Origin of the sequence: Paraburkholderia piptadeniae, from assembly GCF_900007165.1 — a bacterium.
Lineage (GTDB): Bacteria > Pseudomonadota > Gammaproteobacteria > Burkholderiales > Burkholderiaceae > Paraburkholderia > Paraburkholderia piptadeniae.
Genome location: NZ_CYGY02000180.1, coordinates 1 through 23291, shown reverse-complemented (window position 1 = coordinate 23291; position 23291 = coordinate 1). Strand labels below are relative to the sequence as shown.

The window sequence follows — 23291 nt, the reverse complement described above, 5'->3', positions numbered from 1 at the left end:
GCCGTTCGAGTGTCAGTGTCGGACCTGACAGTCATCGCACCTTCCGCGCGGGCGCATGCTCACTACTTGGGGTAGCCGGAATCTTCATTCGGGTCCGAAGCAATCGGCGAAATCGGCGCAATCGCCGCAGTACGGAGCCTTGCAGATAAACAACGCCTCTCGCTCGCACAGTTGCTTGTGGAGGAATTTTTTCCACTTCATGCCGTGGACGTTTTTTTCAGCGAGCCGTGGAAACCAGTAGTCGAGCAGCGCCGACAATTCACGCCGCGAAGGAAGGCGCAAGTCCTGCCACAGGTGTTTGTCCCGCACACAGGCGCTGGCCAAGGCATGTGAAATGCAATGGACTTCGCTGGTTGTACCTGCGCACGGATCAGCATGCGCCTTGAACAAGGTTACGAGGTCTTCGACCTCGTCGTAACGCGTTCCGCCTCGCGAAGTCATAGCCAATGCGCCGCGTGGCAGCGATAATGCACTGTCCACGCCGGGGAACCACCGCGCAAGCAGCCAGCGGGTCTCGTCGGCGTCCAGTCCGCGGATAGGCAGTATGCGCACGCCGGCCTCGTCAAACGCCGCTGAAAGCACTCCAGCGAGCGCAAGGACCGTGGGATCGTTAGTGTTTATCGCGTGGCGCATCAGCGTCGCGTGGAATTCCATAGCCATCCTCTTGCGCTCAAACCTGCGCCGCGGCGTGCCTGTAGCACTTTTTCGGACAGATCCTCGCGCACGCCGTGCAGCCGATGCACAACTCTGCGTGAGCGATAGTCATGACTTTCTTTTGGTACTCGTCTTCATCATCGTCATCGAGCGGAATGAGAGCACCGTCCTCGCTTACACCAGCGAGTTGCAAGACACCACGAGAACACACCCGAAAGCATCGCCCGCAGCCGATGCATTTCTGCCCGTCGAGCGTGGAGACAAAGGTCGGTGTCCAGATTTCGCCGCTTGGTAGCTTCACGCTGAAAGTATGGTTCATGTCATGCTCCCGGGCGGTTCACCCAGAAACCGCCGCTGCGGCCTTGCGCGCGTCCATCAGCGCAGCGTGCGCGTCGTGACAGCGCTGCGCAACGATCAGGATCTGCTCCCAACTGGTCGGCAGTTCTTCCGACAGGTCATGCAGATCCATCTTGGCCTGCATGGCCAATGCATTGAGTTTTTTCAGGCGCGCCTTCAGGTCTTGCGTGTCATTCATCATGTCCTCCCCTGTCAGACGCCGCACCACGGGCCTCGCTGGGCCGCAAGCGCGGCGATCTTGTCGACAATTGCCCTAGCGATGAGATACCTCGTCATCCTCTGCAGGATCGTAAGATCTGCCAGCATTTTTCGCGAGCGCCTTGCGCAACCACGGTGGCGGCGTGCCCTTCAGGACCTTCCTCAGCTTGAACAGGATGTCCTCGATCGGCTCTGGCTGTGACACCTTGACTGGATGGACTTTCAGTGCAACGACGCGCGCCGCACCCGAACCGCCGATAGCGGCGACGTACAAGATCGCGCAGCCGTGTATCGCTTCGAGCTTCGGCTCGAGCTTGTCCTCGTCGGCGTCCTCCTCCAGGTTGTCACCAAAATCGAAAGCCTCGACGAACGTATGGTCGTCGGCTGTCACATCGTACGTGACGATGTTTTTCGCCCAGCCGAAGTGCGCGTCGACATGCACCTTATCCTGCGTGGCAAATGCAATTCTCATGCGATGGGTTCCTGGTGTGTTCATGGGTGCGGGCTGCAATGACCGGAGTCTTCAATTCATGTCCGGGACTGCTGCGGCGACGGCGATCGACGATTGCGGCAGCGCCCAGTCGGTTGGATGGTGGTTTGCAATCTGCGCGATCAGCAGATTTGCGATCTCGAAGATAAAGTTCATCGTGCCTCGATAGCCGATCTGGCAACGATGTGCGTTACCGATGCGGTCGAACACGGGAAGGCCTACGCGCATGAGTGGTTTGCCGAGGCGCGCGGCCATCTGCCTGCCGTGCGAATGCGTGATGAGCAGATCGCAACTGCTCGCGGCTCGCTCCATGTCTTCGAGGTCACCGAGCACCACCCTGTTCGCCGGTAGTAGCGCGTGCGATGCCGATGTGGTCGTGCTGACGCAGACCGACAGTTCGGCGCCCATGTCTTGCAGCAGCGAACCGATTGCAAGCAGCAAGTCCGGTTCCGCGCCTAGGGCCACCTTGATGCCGCCGGTGTAAAAGTGGGCGTCGAGCATGGCGTCGAGCAGTTGGCTGCGCTGCCGGCGATACTTCGCCGGAACAGCCCGCCCCGACAGTTGCGCGAGGCGCTGTAAGAGCCGGTCGTTGGATTCCAGCCCCGTGAGCCGCTCGAAAATTTCGAACGGCATCCCAGCTATCGACTCAAGCGTCTGCGCACCTTCGCGGGTTTGCTCGCCAACGCCGATTGTGAAGGCCGAAGCACCCGCCATCCGGATCTGATCGAGCGTAGTTCCGCCTAGCGTGGTGCCACGCCAGACAGGAGCAACGTGGCCGTCGAGCGAGCGAGAAACGTCAGGCAGTATGATCGGGTCCAACCCGAATGCACCGACAATCTCGCGCAGTTCGTCAATGTCGCCCGGCGATAGATGACTGCCGGGTAGCAGATTGACCTGTTGGCGCACAGTAGGCAGCGGCTTGACGAGCGCCTTCACGATCGCGGTAATAGCATGCCCGTAGCCGTTCTCGAAGGCGCCAACATAATCCGGCGTCGATACGTAGACGAGTTCGGTGTCGTTCAGCTCGGGCTTGCGTTTGCGCACCATCGCAAGATGACCCACGATGTCTTCCCCGTTCGTCTCGGTGAGTCCCGTCGAGCAGAGCACGATGATTTTTGGCGCCGCGCGGTTACGGATGTTAAGCAGCGCTGTCTCGACATTTTCATATCCGCCGAGAATAGTGGTGACTTCATTCATCGCTGTGGTCTGCAGCGGAATTGCCTCTCTGAAATGGCGCACCAGCTGCACGAGGCCGAACGACGTGCAGCCCTGCGAGCCGTGCATCACCGGCATGCACGCATCGAGTCCCATGGCCGCATAGCTCGCGCCGAGCGGTTGGCTCATTTTCAGCGGATTGACCGTGCAGGCTTTCTCTGACTCAACGACTATAGCCATGATGTCCACTCCCCGCTGCGCTCAGGCTGTGACGCCCGGACGAACGCCTGTCGCACAACCCTGCACGCTCGCGAGCGGCAGCACTGGCGTCATGTCCTCCGGGAACTGCGCGCGGCCGGCACCGAGCGTCTGGCCGTCGTCGTCCCACGGCGCCGGAATACGCACCTGCCGCCAGACCGGGTTATGGATCGCCCGGTCGATCTCGTGCACCAGCGCGACGATGCCCTCATATCCGGCGTATGGATGATGGCGTTCCTGGTTGACGTCCAGCCACGGCATGCGCGCCTTCAGCGCGACAAACTGCGAGCGCCCACCGGACAGCATGATATCGGCTTTCGCGTCGCAGAGCATCGTGTACATCTCGCGCGCCGTCATGTTCTCGACCATGCGCGCGTCGTCCCCCATGATCTCCTTGATCCTGTCCTTGTCGGCCTCCGTGCTCTTCTTCACACTCGTGCCGACGATCTCGAGCCCCGCCTCCTGCAACGCCGACACAACCGACCATGACTTCACCCCCCCCGTGATCAGCAGCACGCGCTTGCCATCGAGGCGCTCACGGTACGGCTCAATGCGCGCCCATGCGCGCGCCTCTTCCGCCTCAATCAAGCGCTCGGTACGCGCGAGGAGGTCCTCGGGTGCGCCCTGCTGCACTAGCAGCTTCGCGACCCGGCGCAGCGCGTCGCTCATGTCGCCGATTCCGTAGAATGAGCCCTCAAAGTACGGAATGCCGTAGCGCTGCTGCATCTTTGTCGCGATGTTGATCATCGACTTCGAGCACACCACCATATTGACCCTCGCGCGGTGCGAACTCGCTATCTCAGTGTACCGGCCGTCGCCGGAAATGCAGGACAAGATACGGACACCGAGCGCATCGAAGAGTGGCTTCGTCTGCCACAACTCACCCGAGAGGTTGTATTCGCCGATGATGTTGATGTCCCAAGGCGTCGTGTACGCGGGTTCACGAGTGCCGATCACGTAATCGAGAATCGCCTCGCCCCCGAGTTTGTTCCCCAAGCTCTTCGATCCCACGAAACCGGGGGCATTCACCGGTATGACGGGCTTCCCGAACTTTTCGGACGCATGCTTGCACACCGCTTCTATGTCGTCGCCGATGAGCGCGGTCACGCACGTCTGATAGACGAACACGGCGGGCGGATCGTACTTCTCTATGATCTCGCGCACACTACTGAAGAGCCGCCTCTCGCCGCCATAGATTACATCCAGTTCATTGATGTCAGTCGTGAAACCCATACGGTAGAGCGTCGATCCGGAAGATGCCGCATGCCTGTTATCCCAGGAGTTCCCCTCGCATGCGATCGGGCCGTGAACGAGGTGAGCAACGTCAACGACCGGCTGCAGTGCGATCTTCGCGCCGTCGAACGCGCACCCGCCCGCCGCCGCTCCCGGCGAGAGTTGCTTCGCGCAGCCTTGCTTGCGCTCTTTCTTGCTCTTGGCCCGGTTCTTCGCGCAACCTGGTTCGTCGAAAACTTCGGCAGTCCTCGCCTTAAACAGCATCGTCGACTCCTGACAATCTGAGGTCCACGACGACAGGCAAGTTGCATACCCATCGCTGTAGGGCGCGTGCAACGCCATTGCGGCCCTATGCCGGACCAGGGATTGTCGTCATTGGCATCAACCCGACAGAGCTGAACGGATTGCGACGTTGCACGGCGATGCAGGTGCGCTCACAGGACTTGTCTGTCAGAAGCGACGTACCTTGATCTCGTGCTTGCGCAATGCGTAACCGATCTGCCGCGGTGTGATATCGAGGAGCCGCGCGGCTTTCGCCTGCACCCAGCCACAACGCTCCATTGCCCAGACGAGCCGTTCACGCTCGCCCTCCGGCTTGCCGTCACCGCCAGGGAAGTCGAACCGGCCGCCGTTGAGATCGGCGGCGTGGCCGCTTGCCATCGCGTTCGGCGCTTCGCTCGCAGCAAACTCCGACGGGGGACCGGGACGTACGGCATCTTCCCGCTCGATGTGATGCAATACCTTCGTCAGGCACTGGTCGATCTCACAGAGGAAGGAAAGGCGATCTATCGTGTCATGGTGTGTCATCGTCGCGGTGCGCTCAACGCAGTTCTCGAGCTCGCGCACGTTGCCGGGCCAGTAACAGCTCGACAGCACGCGCAACGCTTCGTCGCTGAAGCGCAATGAGCGACCGTTGTCGCGGTTGAAACGATCAAGGAAATACTGCGCCATCACCGGAATGTCCTCGCGACGCTCGCGCAGCGGCGGCAAAAGAATGCTTACGACGTTGATGCGGTAATACAGATCCGCGCGGAACTCGCCGTCCCTCACCATTCGTTCCAGATTGCGATTAGTTGCAACAATCAGCCTCACGTCCACTTTTACCGGTATCGCGCCACCTACCCGTTCGAACTCCCGCTCTTGCAAAACGCGCAAAAGCTTCGCCTGGAAGGTTGGCGAGATATCGCCGATCTCGTCGAGGAAAAGTGTCCCGCCGTGCGCCAGCTCGAAGCGCCCCTTGCGTTGAGATTGCGCCCCAGTGAATGCGCCCTTCTCGTGGCCGAACAACTCGCTTTCAAGCAGCGTTTCAGTGAGCGCCGCGCAGTTCACCGCGATGAATGGTTGCTCCTTGCGCGGGGACAGACGACAGATTGCACGCGCGATTAATTCCTTTCCCGTGCCGCTCTCGCCGCGCAAGAGCACCGTCGTTCTCGCTGGCGCCACTTGATGGACCTGCGCAAATACCTTCTGCATCGACGCCGACCCGCCGACCGTGTTGTCGAGCTGATGCACAGGAATAGTCGTCTTACGCGGCCGACTGATTCGCTCTGTGCAGTCGCGCATGGGCTTCTCGCCGCGATGAAGCAGCAGCGCCTGTGCCATCGGCGCAGCTACAATTTTCATAAGCTGAAGGTCATCGGCGAAAATGCGCTTGCCATCCGGATTCTCGCAGAAAGCCACAAGTACGCCGAGCGGCCGCCCTTCGTGCCGGATCGGAGTCCCGAGCAGAGCGACATGTTCACCGTCGGATCCACCGACGGCTCCGATGTCGTCCGCGAAAAGCGGTTCGTCATGCAGCTCGGGCACAACCACAGCCGCGTCGCTCGTGTGTACCCGTCCTACGATCCCTTCCCCAGACAGAAAGCGCGCACGGTCGCGCCAGCCCTCTGGCAACCCAGTGCTGCACAGACCGCCCAGATGTCCGTCCGGCTCCGTGACGGCGATGAACGCAGAACGCCATCCGAGCGCATATGACAGATAACGCAGCGATCTGTCCAACGTCTGCTCGGCATCACGGGACGAGACTAGCGTCTTTACTACTTCGTACACTACATCGAAATCTCGAGGACTCTCGTTGACATGAAAATGCTGCATGGATTTAAGCTCCGGCGCTAGCACGCCAAGCGCCGCCGGAAACGCGGCTCGACCACAATGGCGATACTGTGCTCGCGTCGGCGATGGCAAATTTGCACGCCACAACTAGGCGCGTGTCGACAACGCCGACAAAACGAACAAAGTCGCAACTGCGATATCGAATAGGTGCGACAAAGACAACAACATGCCTGTATGCGCGCCTAGGATACTAACGGAAAATATCGCAGGTTTTACGACAAATTCACGTCAGCGTCGGATAACTTATCAGCCATACTGATTAATTCCCATCGACGTTCGAAAGAAAGAGGACAGACCTTGTTTTTCGGGAACGCGACAAGCCCGGGTGACGCCATGGTCTGAGAACTGCGCCTCGCTCTGCATTGACGACATCGCTCACTTTTTTCGGCAAAAGGCCATTTTCTCAAGCACCGTGTGTGGCAGACAGTCGACCTTGAGCGCATGGATCAGCCAATTGAGCAGTCGTTTCCCGTTCGACTGCACGATTAACATGAACCGCCTGTATCAGAGAAGATAATGCGATTGCATCTTCGACAAGACTTTTCAATGACATTAGTCAAAGTTCATTCACCGGCTTGTTGGATTCTCGCCGTTGCATCCAGCGAGCTGCCCCGCCCCCGGGCGGTGGCAGCTCAGCGCATTTGTCTCGCGCATATACCGCGAGTTCTAGTGCGTCGAAAGCTCGACCCGTTCGACGCAACCCACCGGAAGACGCGATAACATGGAAACGCGTAGCGGCATGCGGGTACGCCCTTAGTTGAGTGCGCCGTCGTCTGTGGAACCGAGTTGCAACGAGCGAAAGAGGAATCGCTGCAGGGCCGTTGCAGCGGACGTGCTGTCGTTCGAATTCGCGGGACTAAACAGGCCGAACTCCGCCACTGGCGGCATGGGCAGCCCAGCAGAACACGGATCGATTGCGCGCATTGTATCGTGGCGCACATGCCAATCGAGTAGTACGGCAATACCGAGCCCGGCCTCAACGGCCGACTGGATCGCAGACAAACTGGTGCTCGTGCAGGCGACGCGCCACGCGATGCCGGCTTCAAGCAATGTCGCAAAGAAGTTCTCCTGCCATCGACATGCTCCGCCGAATGCGACGATAGGCAGGGGTCCGCCTCGCAGGTCAGCGTTTCGCGTGCGTGCGGTGGCCCAGCGAAGCGGATGCCGCCAGGTCACGAGCGGCTCGGCGTGAATCAGCGCAGGATCGCCAATCGCAAAATCGAGCGTGTTGCTTGCGAGCCGCTGCGATAACACAGGGCTGGCGTCAACGACGATCTCCAATGAGACATCGGGAAACGATGCCGAGAACTGCCGGAGTGCATGGCGGAGGTGACTCATTGCGATGTCTTCCAGAATGCCAATCCTGACGGTACCTGAAACGTCGCCTGCATTGAGTGCGGAGCGGGCGGCAAGCCCAATTTCGAGCAGCTTGTGCGCATACGGCAGTAACACGCTGCCCGCCGAAGTCGGCTTCACGCCGCGCGGCGAACGTTCGAGCAGGCGTTGGCCGACTTCGTCTTCAAGACGACGAAGAGCCATGCTGACGGCAGCCTGGGTGCGATGAAGTGCCATTGCAGCATTGCTCACGCTGCCGGCTTCGACCACCGTCACGAACGTACGCAGCAGCGTGCTGTCGAGATCGCGAATCATCAATTTCCCTCATGCAGACATAAAGATTATCAGCTTATACCACGCATACGCCTGCGGTTAGTATCCTTCCGTCACTCGCGCGGAGAGCATGCGCGAGCGAGAACTTGAACGTAAAACACGTCGAGAACCTTCATTTCGTTCTCGCGCGCCATCGCGCCGATGTCCGCCGTCACGTCCATGCGCAGGGTCCAGCTAGGGACTGCACCACTGCCGGTTATTAGGGTGTACGGCACGATTCGCACAACCTGGCTGCGGCTATGCTCCGAGGCGTTAGCACTCTTTCCATCATGCGGCCGCCAATTTAGAAGGAGTTCCGTGTATGGCTGCGCTACTAGCAGGAAGACCTAGGCAACTCGCTTCAGTCGACAAAAACAAAGATTCGAGGCGAGATAGTTCGCAGAATTCCCGACGAGAATCCTCTCGCAAAGGCCAATCTGATCAAAACATGATCGAGAAGTATTTGAAAGTCTTGCGTCTCACCGTGCAACGACTGCGGCCCGGCATCGAACTCCAAAGAAAAAAGAGCCTCTTAAGTCCCGAGGTACATATTGCTTCCCTCAAAAAGCAGCCGGCGTCTTTGGCTGGTCCCGCCGGCGCATAAAGAGCGGTCTACTGCGCTGTTTTCCCGTTTTTGTTTTTTTATTTTACCTGGAGGTTACATGTCAACAAGCAACGATCGAATTCATCTAGAGCAAGTCGCTGAGCAGGCAATGAAGCAGATGTTTGCCACTTCTCCGGAAACCGCGGCGTTCCACCGGGGCGATTGGATCGACAGTGAATACTATCGCCGGCATCTCATCGAAACCGTGTTGCGGATCCGGCTCAACAACGAAGTCGACGCGTTCGCACTTTACAAAATCAGCTACAAGGACAACATGCTCGCGCAGATTCTCGCGCGATACCTCGCAGAAGAATACGGGCACGATGGGCTATTTTTGCGTGACATCGAGAAATTCGGCCTCTCTGCAGCCGACGTCGACCGCATCGCGCCTTTTCACAGCACCGACAAGCTGATTGGCTACCTCTACCTGAGCATCGGCCGCGACGGGCCGCTACCGACGATGGTGTGGAACTGGTTTGTCGAATGGTATTCGGATCGCTACAACAAGGTCATCACTGAAGCGGCAGCGCGCGCGTTCGGGCACGATCATGTGAAGGGTTCGCTCGGCCACATTCACTACGACGAATCGCACGATCATGATGACCTGATGTGGGCCGCCCTGCAGCGGGCAATCGACGGCTGGGGCGGAACCGAAAAAGCGGAGACCTATTTGCGCCACTTCGTCGAACTGATCCGCGAATACTTCGACGAATTACTTGTGGCAACGGTGCCCCAACCCGAACCCGTTGCTGTATAAGGAGCATCCCATGACCGCCGTCATCGTGATTGAACCGGCATCGTCGGGCACGGCGCTTATCGCCGCCGCTGCGCACCTCGGGGTCGCGGCGCATGTGTTCTCCGCCGACCGTGACGAGCGCGTCGTGCCACCTGCACTGCGCAATGCCGCCGCATCGTTCACCGCGGTGGACACTGCTTCGCCAGATGCGGTCGTCGCCGCCGCGTGCGCCATGCGCGTCGACGCAATCGTGCCCGGGTTCGAATACTCAGTCGGCGTAGCCGCGCAAGCGGCGGCCCGGCTCGGCCTCCCGCATCTGCCACCTGAAGCGGCAGCGCTAACGCGCGACAAGTACCGCAGCCGCTCACGCCTCGCAACTGCGGGACTGGCGGTGCCTCGGTTCGCCCAAATCGCAGATCCCCGCGACATCGCGACGGCTGCGTCACAGGTCGGCTTCCCAGCCGTTCTCAAGCCTGTGGACGGCTGCGGCAGCCAACTCGTGACGCGCGTCAACTCGCTTGCCGAGCTGCAGCTCGCGGTCGAGCGCGCAATGCGCCACGGCGTTGTAGATATGGGCCGCGAGATTGGCAAGGTGTTGCTGCTTGAGCAATATCTCGATGGCCCGGAGTACAGCATCGAAGGTTACATCGACCAGCGCGGACCACGCGTAGTCGCGGTAACCGAAAAGCTGCTGAGCGCCGAGCCGTATTTCGTCGAGATGGGGCACATTGTCGAAGCGGCGCTGATGCCGGAGCACCGAGCAACGCTGGTCGCGTACGTCAAAAAAGTCGCAGGACGAATCGGCCTCACGCTCGGTGTTTTCCATGCGGAGGCACGCATCACGCGCGACGGTCCGGTGCTCATCGAGATTGGTGCACGGCTCGGAGGGGACCGCATCTACCGCCTAGTTGAACTCAGCAAGTCAATCTCGTTGCCGGAAGTGATGATACGCAGCCATCTCGGCGATGCCAATCCAGCGCCCGGCTACGACACAGAGGTTGCAACGTGCGTGAGCGGTGTGCGGTTCTTCGCGCCTGTATCGGGCCCCTTCGCCGGTGCCGCCGCGGTCGAACGCGTGCGCGCAATGCCCGGCTTCCAGGAGATCGAAATCCATTCGCACATCGGCGGTACCGTGTCACAACTGACGGATTTTCGCGGCCGCGTCGGACATGTGCTGTTTACCGCCGCCGATCGCCCGACGCTTGACTTCCGACTCGCCGAAGCGCTAAGCACGCTCAGATTTGAGCACGCCCATAAAGATACCTGAACAAAATTTCCAACGTGACAATCGACCCATCTTCCAAGGCTAGACGCATCGTCGTGCTCAATCGTTGGTCCGACGACTTCGCCGCCTATCATCGCTACATTGACCATGCCGTGCACAACGTAGCATACGTCTGCACGCCGAACGGTGCGGCAGCGCTGCGCGCGCCGTGCACCACGCACATCGTACCCGATTTCCTCGATGAAGATGCGCTGCATGCAGCCGTGCGCGCCTGCGGCGCGACGCTCGGCGGCATCGACAGGCTCGTCGCGCTGTCCGAATTCGATCTTATGGCGGCCGCGCGGCTTCGCAATTCGTTCAGTATTCCTGGTGACCTGCCCGATCAAGTCGTGCGGTTTCGCGACAAGGCCGTCATGAAGTATGACATCGCGGCAGCCGGCCTACGTGTGCCGCGCTTCGCAGCGCTGGAAGATCTGGGCTTTCCCGATGCGGAGGAGATCAATGCGATGCGTTTTCCGGTCATCGTGAAGCCACGCACCGGTGCCGCAAGCGTAGGTGTACGGCGCGTCGACACGCGTGCGCAGTTCGATGCGCTGTGGCCGACGCTACCAATCGCTGGGTACGAATGCGAGGAGTACATCGAGGGAACGATTTATCACGTTGATGGCTTCGTTCTTGACGGCGCATTTGTGATCGCCCGCGCGTCGCGCTATGTCAACACTTGCCTCGAGTTCGCGCAGGGCAAACCGCTCGGCTCCGTGATGCTTGATCCAGGACCGCTGAATGATGCGCTGCTCACCTTTGCAGATGCCAGCCTACGCGCGCTCGCGTTGGTCAATGGACCGTTCCATCTTGAGATCATTCGAGGTCGCGACGGCCTGTATTTCCTCGAGATCGGTGCGCGCGTGGGCGGGGGAGAGATTCCTTTCCTGTTTCGCGATCTGTACGGCGTTGACCTGTTCGCCTTGTGGGTCGCACAGCAGTCAGGTGACGAGGCACGTTTCACCGCGCAAACGCAAGCCGCGTTCGCTGCATCGACGTCGTGTGCGCGCGGCGGATTCCTGATGCTGCCGGAGCCAATCGGCAAGGTGTTCGTCGATGCGCAATTGCCGCAAGGAATCGCAGCGCTCTACGAAACCGTCTTGCCAAAGCAACATCATCTCTTCGACGGTGCCGGCGGCTACGATACGATCCTCGCGCGCTTTCGCTACCGGGGTGCATCGGAGCACGAAATCGCCGTGGCAATTCACGCGACGCTGCGCGATTTTCGCTTCACACTCGCGGAGCTCGCAACGCTCGCGATCTTTGAAAAAGAGACTCTGGCCGCCCCGCATTCGCCGTGAGGCCATCGATACTAGTCTCCGCCCGCCGTACCCAGGCGGCGGGCGGGGCCCCGAGCACGCCTAGTCAAGGCTTTGCGCCTCCTGTAATAGAAGCTCGCGCATCCAGATGCTTGCAGGGTCACCGTTATGCAGCGCAGGCCATTGGATCGTTTGAGTGAACGAGGCAAGGGGCAGTGGTACCTGAACGATCCGAAGGGGAACCACTTCCGCGAAATGCCTGGCCAGCCTCAAAGGGATCGTTGCTATACGGTTGGTACGCGATAGCATGGACGGAACCAGACCAAAGGTCGGTACCACAACCTCTTCGCGCCTCTTGAGACCGAGATCGAGTAGGAAAAACTCCTCGATCGAGGGCCTGCGCGCCCGCCCGAACCTCACTGTCACGTGTCCCATTGACATGTACTTCTCCAACGGGAGCCGCCGCGACAACTGTTTGTTCGTCGGACATCCGACACATACGAGCTTTTCCTCAAAGAGCGGCGCTTTGGGATGGGTATCCGCCAGCAACAGCTCCGGCAGGATCAGAAAATCGGCGTCACCTCGCCGAAGCAACTCACCAGGGTCGTCGTCAGGAAAAAGCAATTCGAAACTCACCGAGGGAGCTTCGCGCGCGACGCGTTTTACGACCTTCTGGAAATAGATAAGCGTCATGAAATCGGAAAGGCAGACCCTAAAGCAGCGATTCGACTTGGCCGGTTGGAATACGTCGCGCGAAATGATCGAAAGCTGGATGTGTGACAGAGCCTCCCGAACCGGACCGGCAAGCTCCATCGCCCGAGCTGTCGGGACAAACTCGCGGCCCCGCATCACGAACAGGTCGTCATGAAAATAGTCTCGTAACCGCCCGACGGCTGCACTCATGGCAGGTTGACTCAGATTGATGTTTTGCGCCGCGATCGTCAGATTGCGTTGCGTCATCAGCGCATCCAGCGCAACAAGAAGATTGAGATCGAGGCCTTTGAAGCGCATGTTCAAGTATCCGCTTTATGGATGTGACGTATCGAAACAATCGATTGTACAAATTAATTGCCGTCCCGCAAAGTCACGACAACCGAGATGAAAGACGCAAGAAGTCGAATGACGCTTCTCTTCGAATTACTGACCGATCTTTTCCGTCAACTCCCACATTGTGAGTTATACGCAGCATTTCGCCGCACCACCGGGACATTTTCGGCACACCACTATGAATAGTCGATGGCTGATCAGATGAAGGATGACATACCACAACGGGACGGCGCGAGTGTGAAGCGGTTCGATTACCTGTCGGAAGTGTCGTGCAAATTTGGTCGACACCACCAACCTCGTAAGGTTTACCTTACTTTTGACGACGGTCCAGATTTAATCTGGACACCAAAGATACTTGACGTATTAGCGCGGCACCGGGTCCCGGCAACGTTCTGCGTCCTTGGCGCTTACGCGGCGAGTCATCCACAGTTGATAGAACGGATCATCGTTGAAGGTCACGAGATCGCCAATCACACGATGACGCATCGGGATCTATCAAAATGCGAACCGGAACAGACACGACTTGAAATATTGGAAGCGAACGCGATAATCAAGAGGACGTGCCCTGCCGCAGCGGTGCGTTATGTGCGTGCGCCGTACGGAATATGGACGAAAGAAGTAATTGCCGAATCGGCAAAGGCAGGGCTGACGGCACTTCACTGGTCGATAGACCCGCGAGATTGGTCTCGCCCCGGTGTCGACGCGATTGTCCACGCTGTGCTGGCGTCCGTCCGGCCAGGCTCGATTGTTCTGTTACACGATGGAAGCCCCCCTAGAGAGTGGGACCCGAATGCTGACGCCACATCGCGCGAGCAGACCGTTATGGCGCTTTCGCGCCTGATTCCAGCATTGAAGGAACGCAAGTTTGTGATCAGTTCACTGCCGCAATGTCGACCGACAAACTGAACCGATGACCACCACTGGAAAAACCAGCACCAGCTATTGAGCCGGTGCGCCTCATTACAAGAGGTTTCTCCAATCAGGCGCATTAAATCGTGAACGGCTTCGACACGGAACAATCAACGGTGAGCGCGTCAGGAAATCCTGACGCAATAAACAGGAATTACTGACCAAGCTTTCTGCTTCGGCCGATGGATGCGTTATTGGCCACCTCGCTATCATGGCTGTGCGCTGGGCCGAGGATTCGAGCGACGAGAGAACGCCAAGATTCCGCGAACTCGCCAAGAAGTGGCGAGACTCCACATATGTAGGCGGATTGGAGAGACACCGTTGCCCACTACCGACAGGAACTTAGCAAGCAAATCTCTTGGTATTTTTCCGTCTGTTCCTTCTCTGGATCACGGCAGGCCTGTAATCAGATCATTTCTTAACACCACTTAGCAAACTGACCTCGATGAACATCCCTGCCACAATCAATACGACCTCTATTTTATTATACGCATTGCTTTCGACCATTTATAAAAGCGCGCAGGTTTTGCACGCCCTGCCGGCTAGCGGGCCGCCTGTGAGAAGCAACTCGTCCGACTCCAACTCTCTGCCCGACGTCGATGTTATTGTGCCGTGCTTCAACGAAAAGCCGGACACGCTGCGGGCGTGCCTCGCTTCCATCTCGACTCAGGAGTATGCCGGATCCTTCAAAGTCCACGTGGTCGATGACGGTTCAGCCAACCGCGATGCGTTGAGAAAGGTGTACCGCGAGTACGAGCACGACCCAAGATTCAATTTTGTTCTCCTTCCCCGGAACGTGGGAAAACGCAAGGCACAAATCGCTGCGATCCGTTCTTCGTCCGCGGAACTGATACTTAACGTCGACTCAGATACGACCCTAGCGCCCGACGTCGTGAAGAAACTCGTACTAACAATGAGCGACACGGCGATCGGGGCCGCCATGGGTCAATTGACGGCAAGCAATCGCAGCGCCACATGGTTGACCCGTCTAATCGATATGGAATACTGGCTCGCCTGCAACGAAGAGCGTGCCGCTCAAGCCCGTTTCGGTGCCGTTATGTGCTGCTGCGGTCCATGTGCCATCTATCGGCGCTCCGCGCTTCTTTTGCTGCTGAACCAGTACGAGACTCAGATGTTCCGCGGAAAACGCAGTGACTTTGGCGAAGATCGCCATTTGACAATTCTTATGCTGGCGGCTGGTTACCGAACGGAGTATGTTCCAGACGCGATCGCAGCTACGGTTGTACCAGACAAGCTGTGGCCATATCTGCGTCAACAACTACGTTGGGCGCGCAGCACTTATCGCGACACGCTGCTTGCGCTACGCCTCCTGCCTCGTCTCGATCGCTACCTTACGCTGGACGTGATCGGGCAAAACGTAGGGTCGTTTTTGCTTGCCGTGTCAATGCTTGCCGGGTTCCTGCAGATCGTTCTGACGGCCTCGGCACCTTGGCAGGCATGCTTCCTGATCGCCTCAATGACTATGATCCGCTGTTCCGTGGCCGCAGTTCGGTCTCGCGAACTTCGATTTCTCGGATTTTCCGCGCACACATTCATCAACCTTTTGTTCTTGCTTCCCGTAAAAGCCTACGCGTTGTGTACGTTGAGTAACAGCAACTGGCTTTCCCGAGGCTCGGCTGCCGACGACTGTGGCGAACACGTCGATCCGCCAGGACACGCCGCGACAACAGACGCTGCTACATCGACGGGTACAGATGCTCAGTGCGACCGGCAGTGCAAGGCACGTCATTCAGAACGTCCGACACAATGTAGTCCGCAGTGAGTGATGCGTAAGATCTCGCGCGCGGAACGGGATCTTCTTTTAACGAAGCCACATTTTGACTTCTCATTCAATGGCTGCTGCAACGATAACGCTTACTAGCGTCAGAAAGTCATATAACGGCAAACAAGTCGTTAACGGACTTTCATTTCGCGTCGAGCACGGTGAGTGCTTTGGCCTACTGGGACCCAACGGCGCAGGCAAGAGCACGACCGCGCGCATGGTCCTCGGTATGGCCTCGCCTGACGCAGGTACGATCACTGTTCTTGGAGAGCCCGTGCCCGTACGCGCGCGCCTGGCACGGCGGCGTATCGGCGTAGTTCCGCAATTCGACAACCTTGAACCCGGGTTTACGGTGCGCGAGAACCTGCAGATATTCGGGCGCTACTTTGGCATGAGCGCCGGCGAGGTTGAAGCGGTGATTCCGTCGCTGCTCGAATTCGCGCACCTGGAGAGCAAGGCTCACGCGCGCGTCGCAGAATTATCCGGCGGCATGAAGCGTCGGTTAACCATCGCCCGGGCGCTTATCAACGACCCACAACTGCTGGTAATGGACGAGCCCGCGACCGGTCTTGATCCGCATGCGCGCCGCCTCGTCTGGGATCGCTTGCGCTCTCTGCTTGCACGCGGGAAGACAATTCTTCTAACTACTCACTTCATGGAAGAGGCCGAGCGATTGTGCGATCGACTCTGCGTGATTGACAAAGGACGCAGCATTGCGGAAGGTGCCCCTCATGCGCTAATCCAAGAACAAATTGGGAGCCACGTGCTGGAGATATACGGCGGCGATTCGCACGAACTGCGAGCATTGCTCGAGCCCTACGCGCAGCGCACGGAGGTGAGCGGCGAGACGCTGTTTTGCTATGCAGCCGATCTGGAACAAGTGCGCATGCAGTTGTGCAAGCGAACCGGTCTGCGCGTTCTGCAACGCCCCGCAAACCTGGAAGACGTGTTTCTGCGATTGACTGGACGAGATATGAAGGACTAAATGATGCGTGAAGTATTCGTGATGGCTATGCCCACCAACACTTGGAACTGGCGCATGGTATGGCGCCGAAATTATCTGGCGTGGAGAAAAACTGCACTTGTTTCGCTTATCGGGAACCTTGCGGATCCGATGATGTATCTGTTCGGATTAGGTTTCGGCGTAGGAATAATGATAGGCCGCATCGAAGGCACTTCTTACGTAGCCTTTTTGGCAGCTGGAATGGTCGCGACAAGCGCAATGACTTCTGCGACGTTCGAAACGATTTATGCGACTTTCGCTCGCATGCACATTCAGCGCATGTGGGAAGCAGTCCTGTGTACCCAACTCACGATCGGCGACGTCGTTCTCGGTGAGTTGGCTTGGGCAGCAACAAAAGCCCTTTTGGCCGGCACGGCTGTTACGATGGTTGCCGCGACGCTCGGCTATGCGGCGTTTCAAAGTATTCTTTATGTCATTCCCGTCGTTATCCTAACTGGCCTCGCCTTCGCGAGTATTGCGATGGTGCTCATCGCGATCGCGCCAAGTTACGATTACTTTATCTTCTATCAAACACTTGTTCTGACGCCCATGCTCTTTCTGAGCGGTGTCGTCTTCCCGGTCGCCCATCTTCCAAGCGCCTTTCGACAGCTTGCGCGATTTTTGCCGCTCACACATTCCGTTGAACTCATCCGCCCGGCGATGCTTGCACGCCCACCCGCCGGAATCGGTCTGCATGTGACTGCGCTTTGCGTCTACACAGTACTGCCATTCTTTCTGTCGGCAGCACTGTTTCGCCGACGTCTCTTATCTTGACGCAGATGATTGCAAACCGATCAGGATCCTTGTAACGAACTACGCAGGAAGCAGCTTTCGAACCATCGCTTTCGATTCTGTTAAAGATACGCCATGACCCACTCCATGCCGACAATTGAGCCATTTGTGATCCTCGGGATGCCCAGGACGGGCACACATTACCTTGAAGAATTGCTGAATGAGCATCCGAACGTATCAAGCAATGGCGAGTTGCTCAATCCTTACGACGCGATCTGGCACAATCGCAAGCGCCTGCTACTTAGTGATCACGAACTTCTCGAGCTCGCCTATCTGCACTACCCCGCCAGAGCCGGAAAGAAAGCGGTCACACACGTCGGTTGCAAGATCAACCAACCTCAGTTTCAGGAACGTCTGGAGTTCTTTGACGAGTTGGCCAGATGGCCACGCCTCAAGGTGATGCTTATGATTCGCAGAAATACGTTGGAATCACTACGATCCTTGGTGCAGGCAAGGCAAAGTGGTCAATGGTTAAAGTTTGGCGCAGGCAACGACTCCGGTCCGCCTCCTCAAGTAACCTTGAAAATTCAAGACTGCGAGGACTATCTCAAAGCTGCTGACGATTTCCACCGACTGGTGATGGACTCATTCGCGCCAACGAACATTCTTACCGTCGAGTATGAAAGTCTGCTGGACAATCCCGCTTCATGCCTACATGCAGTTTGGGCTTTCCTCGAAATTTCAGCGCGTCCATGCTCTGGCAGCACAGTCCTTCAGCGTCAGGAAGTGCGGCCACTGGAACAAACGATACTAAATTTTGAGGAGTTGAAGCGTCACTTCACAGGCGGGCGGTACGAGAGCTTCTTTGAAGCTGGGAAGATCGGATCTTCGCCACCCCCTGCAAATAACGCGACGGTATAAACCACCTTTTGATAGATCATCTTACAGATATCGTCGTGTCTCTAGGCGCGAGCTGTTCAGCTAACGAATGATCGGTTTGATTAATCCATGCGTTCCCTTATAGCCATAAAAAGCTGATGCGCACCATTCGGTATGTCTGGCCGCTCGCGCAGCAGGCGATGAACGCGTCAAAATGAGGTGACTGTGCATGTCCTCAAAAGTGCAGTGGAGATTGTGCTGGGAAAATGAGCTGGATCTCTCCGATCACGTTGAATTGGCCCGGTTCTTCCGAACGACGTATGGGCCTACCGGGGCTTTCAACGCAAAGCCGTTCGAGGGTGGTCGAAGTTGGGCCGGTGCGCGGCCCGAACTCCGCGCCATTGCCTACGATTCGAAAGGTGTTGCAGCTCACATGGGATCGCTCCGTCGTTTCATCAAGGTAGGCTCGGTCGATGTGCTTGTAGCCGAATTGGGACTGTATGGGGTGCGTCCGGATCTCGAAGGATTCGGAATCGGTCATTCAATCCGCGCGATGTATCCAGTGCTGCAAGAGCTCCGCGTCCCATTCGCGTTTGGCACAGTCCGGCACGCCTTAAAGAATCACTTTTCCAGATTGTTCCGGAATGGAATGGGGACGATCTTGCATGGGGTGCGCGTGCGATCAACGCTCCCAAACGTTCACCTTGACTTACCTCCTACGCGCATTGAAGACGTGCTCGCTGTGATTTTGCCGATCGCCAGCCCGCTGAGCGAGTGGCCGGACGGCGCCGCCATCGAGCGCAACGGACCCGAGCTGTGACGCACGCCGGGTTCTGTCCGGAAAGCGACGCGTCCCGCATGGCGCGTCGTACAACGACGTTGTAGCGGACTACTAGTAAGGTAGACCAAATTGAGAAATGTAACGAATTTCGAATTACTGCGTCGAGAATTGGACGCGGACGACCCGTGGCAACTCGACAGTAATCCCTTCGAATTCCAACGCCATGAGCAAATGCTTCGAATGTCACTCGTCGACGGATCTGTCTCCAACGCGTTAGAAGTCGGATGCGCGGGAGGAGCGTTTACGGAAAGATTGGCACCTCACTGCCAACGGCTCACCATCATCGACGTCATGCCACAAGCGATCGCGAAAACACGCGAACGTCTGAAGGCGCCACCGAACACGGTCTGGATTGTTTCAGACGTGCAGCATTTTTCGATCCACGACAAGTTCGATCTGATCGTAGTGGCGGAAGTTCTTTATTACCTCAGCAACATCGCGGAGGTGCGCGCCGCTATCCGCAATCTGGGACGGATGCTTGTACCTGCTGGCCGGTTGATATTCGGGTCGGCGCGTGACGCCAGTTGCCGGCGATGGGGGCACCTTGCTGGTGCGGAAACGGTCTTGGAAATTCTGAAAGAAGAACTGACCGAAGTCGAGCGCGTGGAGTGCGTCGGTGAGTCGCCCAATGAAGATTGTCTGCTCGCGCGCTTCCGGAACCCGGCTTTCCTTTCACCTCAACCCAATTACCCTGTTTGAGTAGGGGATACTATGCGCATTTGTGGCCTCAAGCTGACACACGACGGGGCAATCGCCGTTGTCGAGGATGGAAAACTGGTTTTTTGCATCGAACAGGAGAAGCGGGAAAACAACCCGCGATATCAGGAAATCGAGAACCTGGACGCAGTTGCGGCCGCATTGAGCGAAGGCGGCTTGCGTGTCGAAGATATAGACCAGTTTGTTGTCGACGGCTGGGACGGCGAAGTGGAGTCACAGTTTCGGATGGTCAGTGGCTCCACGCTGGTCAGCCTAAATGGCGCTCCCTATACCGAACGCAAAGCGGACCATCTTCTTGCTTCGGTCGACGGCACCGGGCTGCTAGTCGGTGGAGAGTCACGTCCGTATAAGAGCTATCCTCATGTGTCAGGCCATGTTGCCTCCGCGTACTGCACCAGCCCGTTCGCGCGAAGCGAGCAGCCCGCGTTCTGCCTGGTCTGGGATGGTGGAATGGTGCCGAGGCTGTACCACGTACAACGCCACGGAGCGCGCCTCGTTGACTGCCTGTTTCCGGTCATCGGCCAAATATACGCTGCGGCGGGTCATCATTTTGGGCCCTATAAGAAGTCGGGCGGCGCGGAGTGGGATCTGGGCGTGGCCGGCAAGCTTATGGCATATATCGCGCTCGGGTCCCCCGATGAAGACATCGTCGCTGAGTTTCGTCGGCTTTACCAGGAACGCTTTGCCGGCGATACGGAACTTGCGCGAAACTACCGCGAAAATGTCCATATTCCGGAAACATCGCTCGCAGCTGTACGCGACTTCTTCGAAGCAAGCCTGCCACAACTAGAGACCAAGCCTCACGAAGATGTACTCGCCTCCTTTCATGCATTCCTTGAGCGTCTTCTCGTTCACGAAATGGGAATAGCGCTCCAGCGCCATTCGATTCCGGGGCCGCGAAATTTGTGTATCTCTGGCGGATGCGCACTCAACATCAAATGGAATAGCGCATTACGTGCGAGTGGCTTGTTCGACGCAATCTGGGTCCCGCCCTTTCCGAACGATAGTGGATCGGCGATTGGCGCCGCTTGTTGCGCGATGGCAGCGGACAAAGGCTTCGTACCGTTGGAATGGTCGGTCTATAGCGGACCAGCCGTGAAAACTGGCGACGTGCCGGCCGGATGGACGGCGTCTCCTTGTTCCATCGCGGAACTCGCCCGGATACTCGCGGATAATGAACCCGTCGTTTTTCTTGCCGGCCGCGCCGAGCTGGGGCCTCGGGCATTGGGTGCCAGAAGCATCCTGGCCGCTGCGACTTCGCCCGCAATGAAGGCTATTCTCAACGACATCAAGCATCGCGAGCATTTCCGTCCGGTGGCACCAATCTGTCTCGAAGACCGTGCTCCTGCCGTATTTTGCCCCGGCACTCCAGACCCCTACATGCTGTTCGATCATCAGACGCGCGCGGAATGGCAGGACAAGATTCCTGCCGTTGTGCACCTCGACGGGTCGGCTCGATTGCAGACTATCGCAAGAACTTCCGGGCATCCGGTAGCCCAACTGCTGATCGAATACGAAAAGCTCACAAGTCTTCCATTGCTCTGCAACACCAGCGCCAATCATCACGGGCGAGGCTTCTTCCCGGACGCTGCTTCAGCATGTAAATGGGGACGCGTCGAACATGTATGGTGCGACGGTCTTCTATTGAGCAAGGCATGCGGGACCGGCCTGCCATCGTCAACCGACGAACCCGCGTGCTATGCACCAGTATGAGTGGGAGACGACTGCACCGCTCGGAATATTCCGATTCGCTGCGCTGCGGCCTTGACTGATAGGCGGCAACCTGCCGCGTCGACGGGAGATCCGTGGATGTCTATTTCCTGATCTTCCACGCAAAACTGCCGTCACGCTGCCGCAATGCTTGAGCGCGCGTACCCGAATTCCAGCAACCATCCCAACCCGCTTACGTAGGCGTGTATGACGAACGAGGCATCGACTTCACATCTTTACGCACACGACTTTCGCATTGATCCTGAGTCGAGACGACGGTTGCTACGACAAACGCCCGCCATTCTGTGGTTCACCGGTCTATCCGGGTCCGGAAAATCGGCTATCGCCGACAGGGTTGAGGCACGTCTTCATGCGTCCGGCCGCCTCACCTACACTCTCGATGGCGACTCCGTCAGGCTCGGTCTTTGCAAGGACCTCGGCTTTAGCGATGAGGATCGACACGAAAACGTACGGCGCGTTTCGGAAGTTGCAAAATTGATGGCTGACGCCGGCATCGTGGTGCTGGTGTGCCTCATCTCACCCTTCCGCTCCGACCGAGAACTCGCCAAGTCCATCGCAGGGAAGCATAGCTTTGCTGAAATTCATGTCCACGCATCTTTGGCAGTAGCCGAGGCTCGCGATCCCAAAGGGCTGTATCGGCTCGCGAGACGTGGCGCAATCCAGCATTTCACCGGCGTCGACTCGCCATATGAACAGCCGACGGCACCAGACGTCTTCATCGACACTTGTTTGCTGTCCATTAATGAGGGCGTCGAAATTGTGTTGAACTGGCTTGACAGGCATTGACCATGCGAGGCGGATGTTCGTAACCTGTTGATATCAGATCCGCGCGCCTGAAGTTCCGCTACGGAAGCGAGCCAAATCTCGCTCCAAATCATTCATGCCTTACATTGGCCTCCTCACAGGTAGACCGGAGCAGCGGGGGACAGGTAAGTTCTGCATCCGCAATTTTGATAACACGCCGCTCACGCAAACTAAGGTGGATAGGTGTTCGATGACGTCAACCGCAGTTGGTCGCAGCCGTTTGCATCGGCCGTTTAGTGGCGCATTTCGGCGCCGCATAGCGCATCACGTTTGCGCGCGCGCCGCACTGATTACAGTCATGCTTCCACAGTTTTGTTCGCTGTCGGGTTGCGTGGTCGGCCCCGATTACCAAACGCCCGCGCCGCCCGCCGCCGACACCTACACGCCCACGCCGCTGCCCGGTCAAACGGCGTCGTCGCCGGGCACATCGGGCGTTACGCAACAGTTCGTGGCCGGCGAGGACATCCCCGCGCAGTGGTGGACGCTCTTTCATTGCGAGCCGCTCGACGCGCTGATCCGCGAAGCGCTCGCCAACAGTCCCAACGTCGCCGCGGCGCAAGCGGCGCTCAGACAGGCCGGCGAGAATCTACGCGCGCAAATGGGCACGACGCTGTATCCGTCCGTCGATGCAAAGGCCAATGCAACACGCGAGAAATTCAATGGCGTCACGTTCGGTCAGCCTAGCCTACATAGAATATTGAATCTGTACAACGCATCGGTAAACGTATCGTACAACCTCGATGTGTTCGGCGGCGCAAGGCGCGAACTCGAATCGCTGCGCTCGCAGGTCGATTACGAGGGCTTTCAGTTGCAAGCTGCGTATCTCGCCTTATCGGCGAACATCGTGACGGCGGCCGTCAAGGAAGCCTCGCTGC

The 23291-nt window shown here is 58.0% G+C and carries 22 protein-coding genes; 13 read left to right on the top strand and 9 right to left on the bottom strand.

Annotated features, from left to right (window positions below; genetic code table 11):
* Positions 1 to 84: 84 nt before the first annotated feature.
* From BN2476_RS44145 to BN2476_RS44110, 8 genes are all read right to left on the bottom strand, one after another.
* Positions 85 to 654 (bottom strand): nitrogen fixation protein NifQ, encoded by a 570-nt coding sequence (locus tag BN2476_RS44145; RefSeq protein ID WP_087740395.1) that lies wholly within the window; start codon positions 652 to 654, stop codon positions 85 to 87.
* 16 nt (positions 655 to 670) lie between these two features.
* On the bottom strand, positions 671 to 973 hold the full coding sequence (gene fdxB, locus BN2476_RS44140; protein ID WP_087740387.1) for a ferredoxin III, nif-specific: 303 nt from the start codon (positions 971 to 973) through the stop codon (positions 671 to 673).
* A gap of 18 nt (positions 974 to 991) precedes the next feature.
* Positions 992 to 1189 carry a CCE_0567 family metalloprotein gene (locus BN2476_RS44135; protein WP_438942955.1) on the bottom strand — a complete coding sequence of 66 codons (198 nt, stop codon included), beginning with the start codon at positions 1187 to 1189 and terminating at the stop codon, positions 992 to 994.
* A 75-nt stretch (positions 1190 to 1264) separates the two neighbouring features.
* Positions 1265 to 1681: a nitrogen fixation protein NifX gene (gene nifX, locus BN2476_RS44130; RefSeq protein ID WP_087740385.1), complete on the bottom strand. Its 417-nt coding sequence runs from the start codon at positions 1679 to 1681 to the stop codon at positions 1265 to 1267.
* 51 nt (positions 1682 to 1732) lie between these two features.
* Positions 1733 to 3094, bottom strand: a complete 1362-nt coding sequence (gene nifN, locus BN2476_RS44125) for a nitrogenase iron-molybdenum cofactor biosynthesis protein NifN (protein WP_087740394.1) — start codon at positions 3092 to 3094, stop codon at positions 1733 to 1735.
* A gap of 21 nt (positions 3095 to 3115) precedes the next feature.
* Positions 3116 to 4609 (bottom strand): nitrogenase iron-molybdenum cofactor biosynthesis protein NifE, encoded by a 1494-nt coding sequence (nifE, locus tag BN2476_RS44120; RefSeq protein WP_087740384.1) that lies wholly within the window; start codon positions 4607 to 4609, stop codon positions 3116 to 3118.
* A gap of 186 nt (positions 4610 to 4795) precedes the next feature.
* On the bottom strand, positions 4796 to 6439 hold the full coding sequence (gene nifA / locus BN2476_RS44115) for a nif-specific transcriptional activator NifA (RefSeq protein WP_087740383.1): 1644 nt from the start codon (positions 6437 to 6439) through the stop codon (positions 4796 to 4798).
* Between the two features lie 771 nt (positions 6440 to 7210).
* Positions 7211 to 8107: a LysR family transcriptional regulator gene (locus BN2476_RS44110; protein WP_087740382.1), complete on the bottom strand. Its 897-nt coding sequence runs from the start codon at positions 8105 to 8107 to the stop codon at positions 7211 to 7213.
* A 659-nt stretch (positions 8108 to 8766) separates the two neighbouring features.
* On the opposite strand from BN2476_RS44110, the gene BN2476_RS44105 reads away from it, so the two are divergent.
* The 3 genes from BN2476_RS44105 (at position 8767) to BN2476_RS44095 (ending at position 12012) form a co-directional block, all read left to right on the top strand.
* Complete coding sequence (locus tag BN2476_RS44105; protein ID WP_087740381.1) at positions 8767 to 9465, top strand: hypothetical protein; 699 nt, start codon at positions 8767 to 8769, stop codon at positions 9463 to 9465.
* Between the two features lie 10 nt (positions 9466 to 9475).
* The gene (locus BN2476_RS44100) at positions 9476 to 10711 is read left to right on the top strand and encodes an ATP-grasp domain-containing protein (RefSeq protein ID WP_087740393.1); all 1236 of its coding nucleotides are present in this window, start codon (positions 9476 to 9478) and stop codon (positions 10709 to 10711) included.
* Between the two features lie 287 nt (positions 10712 to 10998).
* Positions 10999 to 12012, top strand: coding sequence for an ATP-grasp domain-containing protein (locus BN2476_RS44095; RefSeq protein ID WP_227746896.1), 1014 nt, complete (start codon positions 10999 to 11001; stop codon positions 12010 to 12012).
* A 60-nt stretch (positions 12013 to 12072) separates the two neighbouring features.
* On the opposite strand, the gene BN2476_RS44090 is transcribed toward BN2476_RS44095, so the two are convergent.
* A complete protein-coding gene (locus BN2476_RS44090; RefSeq protein ID WP_087740379.1) occupies positions 12073 to 12981 on the bottom strand; it encodes a LysR family transcriptional regulator in 909 nt (302 codons plus the stop codon).
* Positions 12982 to 13206: 225 nt separating this feature from the next.
* Between BN2476_RS44090 and nodB the strand changes: the two genes are divergently transcribed.
* The 10 genes from nodB to BN2476_RS44040 form a co-directional block, all read left to right on the top strand.
* Entirely contained in the window at positions 13207 to 13923 is a 717-nt protein-coding gene (gene nodB, locus BN2476_RS44085) for a chitooligosaccharide deacetylase NodB (protein WP_087740378.1), read from the top strand.
* Positions 13924 to 14371: 448 nt separating this feature from the next.
* Complete coding sequence (gene nodC / locus BN2476_RS44080; RefSeq protein WP_087740377.1) at positions 14372 to 15709, top strand: chitooligosaccharide synthase NodC; 1338 nt, start codon at positions 14372 to 14374, stop codon at positions 15707 to 15709.
* 70 nt (positions 15710 to 15779) lie between these two features.
* A complete protein-coding gene (gene nodI, locus BN2476_RS44075) occupies positions 15780 to 16694 on the top strand; it encodes a nodulation factor ABC transporter ATP-binding protein NodI (RefSeq protein ID WP_087740376.1) in 915 nt (304 codons plus the stop codon).
* Positions 16695 to 17486 carry an ABC transporter permease gene (locus BN2476_RS44070; protein ID WP_087740375.1) on the top strand — a complete coding sequence of 264 codons (792 nt, stop codon included), beginning with the start codon at positions 16695 to 16697 and terminating at the stop codon, positions 17484 to 17486.
* Positions 17487 to 17579: 93 nt separating this feature from the next.
* On the top strand, positions 17580 to 18365 hold the full coding sequence (locus BN2476_RS44065) for a sulfotransferase (protein WP_087740374.1): 786 nt from the start codon (positions 17580 to 17582) through the stop codon (positions 18363 to 18365).
* Positions 18366 to 18552: 187 nt separating this feature from the next.
* Entirely contained in the window at positions 18553 to 19143 is a 591-nt protein-coding gene (locus BN2476_RS44060) for a NodA family N-acyltransferase (RefSeq protein ID WP_087740373.1), read from the top strand.
* 90 nt (positions 19144 to 19233) lie between these two features.
* Positions 19234 to 19863 carry a nodulation methyltransferase NodS gene (gene nodS, locus BN2476_RS44055; RefSeq protein WP_087740372.1) on the top strand — a complete coding sequence of 210 codons (630 nt, stop codon included), beginning with the start codon at positions 19234 to 19236 and terminating at the stop codon, positions 19861 to 19863.
* A 12-nt stretch (positions 19864 to 19875) separates the two neighbouring features.
* The gene (gene nodU, locus BN2476_RS44050) at positions 19876 to 21594 is read left to right on the top strand and encodes a nodulation protein NodU (RefSeq protein ID WP_087740371.1); all 1719 of its coding nucleotides are present in this window, start codon (positions 19876 to 19878) and stop codon (positions 21592 to 21594) included.
* A 204-nt stretch (positions 21595 to 21798) separates the two neighbouring features.
* Positions 21799 to 22398 carry an adenylyl-sulfate kinase gene (gene cysC / locus BN2476_RS44045; RefSeq protein ID WP_087740370.1) on the top strand — a complete coding sequence of 200 codons (600 nt, stop codon included), beginning with the start codon at positions 21799 to 21801 and terminating at the stop codon, positions 22396 to 22398.
* Positions 22399 to 22714: 316 nt separating this feature from the next.
* Positions 22715 to 23291, top strand: a 577-nt coding sequence (locus tag BN2476_RS44040) for a TolC family protein (protein WP_235851254.1), incomplete at its 3' end; no start/stop codon positions are given.